Here is a 6,151-nt window from a genome sequence, read left to right on the forward strand (position 1 = left end):
AGCCCGGCCCCACCCCTGCGGTGGCGCTTCAGGATGAAGAACTGCTCCATCCATGAGCCTTCCGCTAGAGTGACGCAAGCCGGGGCAACCAAAGCAAAGCCGACGTACTGCGAACCCTGCAGGGCAACATGAGCGAAGAAGCGACTTGCTTGCTGGTAGCGGCTTAAGTCATACCCGTATCGAGCCTGCGCGTCGGGTTCCTGGTGCCAGATGTCAGAGAGCTCGTACTGATAGAGCTCCAGCATCTGCTGAAGAGCGGAGAAGTCCGGCGCTTCGGCTTTGCGGCAGGTGAGGGGCATAGGTGCCGGCTTCTGCGGCCTAACGTTTGAGCTGAGGGGCCGGAACCGGGATGGCGCTTGGCCCGCGCGCCGGATGATGGACCACAACGGCGCGCGGGCCAAGTGGCATGCCGGTGGAGGTCCCGCTCCAGCGAAGGGTTAGGCCTTCGGCTTGTGGCACACAGCTTCGACGTTGTGACCGTCGGGGCCGATGACAAAGGCTCCGTAGTAGTTCGGGTGGTAGTGAGGACGCAGGCCAGGCGCTCCGTTGTCTATGCCGCCGGCGGCGAGCGCAGCCTTGTAGAAGGCGTCGACTTCCGCGCGGCTAGCGGCAGCGAAGGCAATGTGGAGCGGGGCTGTAGGGCCTTGCGTTTGGTGAAGCCACAGCGATGGCTTGTTGTTCTGCCCGATGCCGACCCCGTACGCACCTTCCATCACGAGTGAAACCCTCAGTGGTTCAAGCGCCTTGAGGAAGAACGCTTTGCTCTCCGCCAGGTTGGAGACCCCGAAACCCACGTGATCGAACATGACACCTCCGCGCCGAAATTTGGAGTGGCCTCAGTTGCCGCCCTCGGAGGCCTAACGTTTGAGCTGAGGCGACCGCCGCGGGTTGGCACTTGGGCCGCGAGGCGGATGATAAGAACAAGCGCCTCGCGGCCCAAGTGCCAAGCCGTGGAGGGTCGCCTCGAGCGAAGGGTTAGGCCGCACTCTCCGGCGCGCGCAGGGACTTGACCAGTTGCAGCACAGGCAACGACGGGCCCCAAAGAGTAGGGAAGACTTCCAGCGGCGTGTAGCCCAGGCTTGCGTAGAAGTTCCTCGTCTGAGCGTACTCTGGGCTCGGATGGTTGGCGGCCAAAGTCTTGACCTGCAGTTGGCGAACACCTTTGGCTCGGAGCCAAGACTCGACGTGTTCATGCAGTTTGCGCCCAACGCCTTGCCCGCGGTAGCTGGCTTCTACTGCGATGCAGTGAACCTCCCAACTCTCGGAGAAGTGCTCTCGTACGGTGAGGAACGCGACGGGTGCCGCTTCAGCGGCGATAAAAGTTGGAAATCGCTCAGAGTCCGCTGCGTACTCCAGCCACGATTGCTCGATTCCGAACCAACGCGGCAACGTGCGCAGGATGCGCTCGCAGTGCACCGCTGATGCAGCCTCTGGGCCGAGGAGTCGCATGTGGTTCGTTTCGTGCGGCCTAACGTTTGAGCTGAGGGGCCGTAGCCGGAAAGGCGCTTGGCCCGCGAGGCGGATGATGACCTGAAGCGCCTCGCGGGCCAAGTGCCTTGCCGGCGGAGGTCCCTCTCGAGCGAAGGGTTAGGCCTCGCCCGACGTGCTCACGACTCCGATAGCGCGAGCGCCCCCATGCTTTGGGCCAGAGCAGCGAACTTTGCGGCCAGACTGCCAACCGGTTGTGCCCCGGTGAAGTCTTTGATGATGAACGTCTCTGTGCCCTTGCGCGCTTCGAATCGGTAGCCGTCTCCCGTTGACCTGGCGGAGATGGTCATGTCCGTTGTGTCGGATATCAGCACGCGATTGCCGACCTGAGACTCCGGCTCGAAGTGCTTGCTGCCCTTGACCACGCTAACAAGGAACCACATTGCGACCTTTCAGCGTGAGATCGATCAACGGGCCGGACGACCAAGGCACAGGCCCTTGCTGACGTAGCGCACACAGGTGAGCCCCAGCATAGGCTGACTCGTCGCGGGAGAACGACCGGTCGAAGGTAAAGCAGGCACCTAACGGTGCGAAGTTGCCGGTTCTGAGCGGAACTGGGTGGCTCAAGCGAGTGCTGCAGGCGCGCCGGCTTCGCTGGAACGCCACGCACGAGCCAACGGTTGCTATGAGGCCCAACGTTTGAGCTGAGGCGACCCCGGCGGCGGAGCGCTTGGGCCGCGAGGTGCATGATGCCAGCGAGCGCCTCGCGGCCCAAGCGCGCAGCCGGTGGGGGTCGCCTCGAGTGAAGGGTTAGGCGTCGCGTTGCGTGCAGCGAGCGCCACTACGAGCTAGCCGAGCAACCTTGTGGTCTGAACACTCGTTCGGCTGAGGGCGGATACTCCGCTAGCTTGCCCGCCGGCCGGATGGGGCGGCGAACCAACTCCGCTCCGCAGTTCGGGCACCGGCCACCGAGCTTGGCGCTGGCACAACTCTCACAGAAGGTGCATTCGAAGGAGCAGATTCGAGCGATGGATGCCTCCGGTGGGAGGTTCACGTTGCAACACTCGCAGGATGGGCGGAGCTGAAGCATAGGCGCCTCGGGCGCATTGCCATGAAGGAGACGCGAACAAGTGTAGTAGCGCCGACTCGCGTTGGTGCGCCTGCTGAGGGGATGCAACGTTTCAGTTGAAGCAGTGACGGCCGGGGCACCGTCGCACCCGGTGAACTGAACCTGGTACAGCGGTCTTGCAGACGCACAGCGACGCTCAGCAGGTGACGTGCGACGCCTAACGTTTGAGCTGAGGGGCCGGAACCGGGATGGTGCTTGGCCCGCGAGGCGGAGCATAGACCGGCAGCGCCTCGCGGGCCAAGTGCCATGCCGGTGGAGGTCCTGCTCCAGCGAAGGGTTAGGCCTCAGTTTGGAGGCAGGCGCTTGGGGCGACAGGCTGGGATGCTGTTACTGGCTACTGACCCTTGATGACTTGTTTGATCCTTCTCACAGCCTCGGCGGAACCGATGCGGCCAGCTTGTTTGTAGCTTTCGAGTTCGGCGTCGTCACCGGCATATCACTTGGCCCGCGAGGCGCTGTGGTCCATCATTCGCCTCGCGGGCCAAGCGCTATCCCGGCGCTCATCGCTCAGCTCAAACGTTAGGCCTCGCAACACGCCATGGTAGTTGGAGCAGCAATCGGGACCGTCGTCGGCCTACTCGTGGCCGGAGCCTTGGCGAAGCTGTTTCCGAGCCAAGACTTGGTACTCGCGCAAGCGCTTCTGGTCGCGCTCGGTTGCATCATTGGGGTAGTCGCAGACGGAACCGACTGGAACACGCGCCGGAGGAAGTAGCAGCACGCATTGCAAGGTCAAGCCAGCGTTCAGCGCCGTCTCGAAAGAGTCCTCCCCGGCACGCACCGCCGCCGCCAGTCTGCCGCGCCTCGGACCTCAGGCACCTGCTCCCGCTTCGCCAAGCACCGTGCGGAGGCTATTCTTACGGAGTGCACCGCCAGTTCAGTGTCCCGCGCCAGACAACCGTAGGAAGCAGACTGTTCAAAGACATCTCTTGAGAGCCGAGAACCCATCACGGCCCAAGCGCATAGCGGCGAGGCCTAACCCTTCGCTCGAGCGGACCCTCACCGGCAAGGCAGCCTGGCCCTTCCGGAGCCAGTGCTGGTATTGTCTCCTCCAGGGCCAGTCTGCCTTGCCGGTGCGGTCCGCTCAGCTCAAACGTTAGGCGGCATACCCGAGGCGCGTGCACCGCTTCCCCACTATTGTGGATGCCAAACCCACTTGACCATCGCCAGAGTCGCCTGCTCGCCTGCCCCGCACAACTTGGTTGGCAATATGAAGCGCCACACTGCACGATTCTTCGCAACGACATTCGTTGCCGTGTCCATAGCACTCCTTTGGCACCTCGCTAGCTTGCTGCACGAGGCGTTGCGCTCTAGCGAATGGCCTTCGGTCCCTGGGCGCATAGTGTCGTCGCAGCTGGGCAGTGTCTACTGTGGTGAGAGCGGTGGCTGCACTATCCCTGAGGTTCGCTACGTCTATTCTGTAGGCGGTCAGAGCCTGACGGGCAATCGCGTCAGTTTCATGACTGTTGCTACCAACTTGTCCTTCGCAACAAAGACCGTTGAGGTCTTTCCAAGAGGCTCGAAGGTAACGGTCTACTATGACCCGAAGGCGCCAGCTCATTCGGTTCTACAGAACGGCCTGGACTTGTCCCTCCCTTGTGCAATCATCTCCGCACTCGCCTTCCTCGTCATTGGCATTCTCCTGGCAGTCCAAGGCTTCCGAACCACGAATGCCGCCTAACCCTTCGCTCGAGGCGACCCTCCACGGCTTGGCACTTGGGCCGCGAGGCGCTCGCTGGCATCATGCACCTCGCGGCCCAAGCGCCAACCCGCGGCGGTCGCCTCAGCTCAAACGTTGGGCCGCATATGGCCCGCAGAGTGGACAACGACAAGCTACGGGCTCAGATTGCTCGGTTGATCCTCTCGATCAACGACTTCGAAGAGGCGCTTGGCTACCTCTATGCGAAGCCGGCTGAAGACGCCGTCGCCATCCGTCGTGCCCTACTAAGCGCGGCGATAGTCGCGTATGCGCGACCCTTCACCCAGAATGAAGCCGACAGGAGTACCAAAGCCACTTCCACAGTGGCGCTGAAGGTCAAGCGAGTTCTGTCAGTCGAGCAGCTCCAGCTACACAACCAACTGCTGGACTATCGGAGTCGAGCTATCGCACATGCCGAGCATGCACTTCGCCCGGTTCACTACGCGCCGCTCAAGCATCCGATCTATGTGGCTGGTCACCAGGTCTTCGACGTACTGGCTCAGCCGATCGATCGCCCACTCTTTGCCGCCAATTGCGAGGCACTTCGCCGAGCCGCTTACGAGGTCATGACTGCGCTTGATGCTCAGGTTCGGCAATCAGAGAATGCGGCCTAACCCTTCGCTGGAGCGGGACCTCCACCGGCATGGCACTTGGCCCGCGAGGCGCTCTGCCTTATCGTCCGCCTCGCGGGCCAAGCACCACGCCGGTTCCGGCCCCTCAGCTCAAACGTTAGGCCTCGAACTGCCAAACCGCGGTCCTCGCGCTCGTCAGCGGCTTCAAGTCCCGTTTGCCTTGCCCGCTCCGGTCACTTGCCAGCAAGCCGAACAGCCGCTCAGCCCGGACGGCCGGCGCGCTCCGGGGCCATCACTTTCTCGACCCTCGGAAGGTCTTCGCGCTTCGGGCCCACGGAACCGTCGTCTTCGGACGGCTGGTGCCACCTCGAAAGAGCTTACCCGGTGTACCGCATCGGCCCCGGCAGGCCGCCCGTCCTTCGGCGGACGGCTCACCGTTGTTGGTACGCGGAAGCAAGGAAACGCCTCGCTCTCTCCCTAGCCGCACGCCAGTCCCCCCACCCGTGCGAGCAAACCTCGGGCTTCAGCTTGGTCCAGTCGAGCGCTACGCCAGCAGAACAATGCCTGTCTCTCTCGTCGCAATGCTCAGGCGCGGTCGCGAGTCGAGGCCTAACCCTTCGCTCGAGGCGACCCTCCACGGCTTGGCGCTTGGGCCGCGAACCCGTGGTGCATATCATCGGGCTCGCGGCCCAAGCGCCAATCCGCGGCGGTCGCCTCAGCTCAAACGTTAGGCCTCGCAGTACACGTCCTGCGCTCAAACTCGCACTGATCCTGATGTCAGCACCGATCATCCGTCCAGCCGTGCCTGAAGACTACGCTGCTTGGCGCCCGCTCTGGGATGGCTACAACGCCTTCTACGGTAGGCACGGTGAAACCGCTCTGCCCGAGCACATCACGCAGGTCACTTGGCAACGGTTCTTCGATCCCAATGAACCTGTATTCGCATTGGTAGCAGAAGACCAGGGTTCGCTGGTTGGGCTCTCGCACTTCCTGTTTCATCGCAGCATGACCATCCGCGCACACGAGCGACAGAATCTCCTCGGCAACGACTCGATGGGGTTCAATCAACGCTTGGCGCATCTTGAGGAGCATGCGTTCCTCTGCGTCTGACTCGTGCCCATCCAGTGCGTAGAACGCGTAGAAGTCGTTGTAGGCATTGCAGAACTGGTCGAAGTTCATCCGGCCCGCGGCAACCTCTCGCAAAAGCTTGTCGTGAGTGGCGATTGCTTCAAGCAGATCTGCTTCCGAGGCAAACATGGTGGGTTGCTGAGGCCTAACGTTTGAGCTGAGGCGACCGCCGCGGGTTGGCGCTTGGGCCGCGAGCCC

At 62.7% G+C, this 6,151-nt stretch carries 7 protein-coding genes and 1 pseudogene; 3 read left to right on the plus strand and 5 right to left on the minus strand.

What is annotated here, in order from left to right:
• The 5 genes from D9C15_RS32350 to D9C15_RS32370 form a co-directional block, all read right to left on the minus strand.
• Positions 1-299: hypothetical protein (locus tag D9C15_RS32350; protein ID WP_164886959.1), on the minus strand; the 299-nt coding region annotated here is incomplete at its 3' end.
• Between the two features lie 138 nt (positions 300-437).
• Positions 438-806, minus strand: a complete 369-nt coding sequence (locus D9C15_RS32355) for a VOC family protein (RefSeq protein WP_128003577.1) — start codon at positions 804-806, stop codon at positions 438-440.
• Between the two features lie 169 nt (positions 807-975).
• Positions 976-1,449, minus strand: coding sequence for a GNAT family N-acetyltransferase (locus D9C15_RS32360; protein ID WP_128003578.1), 474 nt, complete (start codon positions 1,447-1,449; stop codon positions 976-978).
• 158 nt (positions 1,450-1,607) lie between these two features.
• Positions 1,608-1,871: a hypothetical protein gene (locus tag D9C15_RS32365; protein WP_128003579.1), complete on the minus strand. Its 264-nt coding sequence runs from the start codon at positions 1,869-1,871 to the stop codon at positions 1,608-1,610.
• A 398-nt stretch (positions 1,872-2,269) separates the two neighbouring features.
• A complete protein-coding gene (locus D9C15_RS32370) occupies positions 2,270-2,518 on the minus strand; it encodes a DUF1272 domain-containing protein (RefSeq protein ID WP_128003580.1) in 249 nt (82 codons plus the stop codon).
• Positions 2,519-3,764: 1,246 nt separating this feature from the next.
• On the opposite strand from D9C15_RS32370, the gene D9C15_RS34655 reads away from it, so the two are divergent.
• From D9C15_RS34655 to D9C15_RS34270, 3 genes and pseudogenes are all read left to right on the plus strand, one after another.
• A complete protein-coding gene (locus D9C15_RS34655) occupies positions 3,765-4,235 on the plus strand; it encodes a DUF3592 domain-containing protein (protein ID WP_128003581.1) in 471 nt (156 codons plus the stop codon).
• 137 nt (positions 4,236-4,372) lie between these two features.
• A complete protein-coding gene (locus D9C15_RS32380; RefSeq protein ID WP_128003582.1) occupies positions 4,373-4,867 on the plus strand; it encodes a hypothetical protein in 495 nt (164 codons plus the stop codon).
• A 732-nt stretch (positions 4,868-5,599) separates the two neighbouring features.
• Positions 5,600-5,836 (plus strand): annotated as a pseudogene (locus tag D9C15_RS34270) (GNAT family N-acetyltransferase); the annotation flags it as partial.
• Positions 5,837-6,151: the final 315 nt, after the last annotated feature.

Origin of the sequence: Piscinibacter defluvii (genome assembly GCF_004011805.1) — a bacterium.
Classification (GTDB): Bacteria; Pseudomonadota; Gammaproteobacteria; order Burkholderiales; family Burkholderiaceae_C; genus Piscinibacter; species Piscinibacter defluvii.

Bases quoted from the DNA above. Each gene is read 5' to 3' on its own strand.
- D9C15_RS32355 (WP_128003577.1), bottom strand. From the start codon at position 806: ATGTTCGATCACGTGGGTTTCGGGGTCTCCAACCTGGCGGAGAGCAAA.
- D9C15_RS32360 (WP_128003578.1), bottom strand. From the start codon at position 1,449: ATGCGACTCCTCGGCCCAGAGGCTGCATCAGCGGTGCACTGCGAGCGC.
- D9C15_RS32365 (WP_128003579.1), bottom strand. From the start codon at position 1,871: ATGTGGTTCCTTGTTAGCGTGGTCAAGGGCAGCAAGCACTTCGAGCCG.
- D9C15_RS32370 (WP_128003580.1), bottom strand. From the start codon at position 2,518: ATGCTTCAGCTCCGCCCATCCTGCGAGTGTTGCAACGTGAACCTCCCA.
- D9C15_RS34655 (WP_128003581.1), top strand. From the start codon at position 3,765: ATGAAGCGCCACACTGCACGATTCTTCGCAACGACATTCGTTGCCGTG.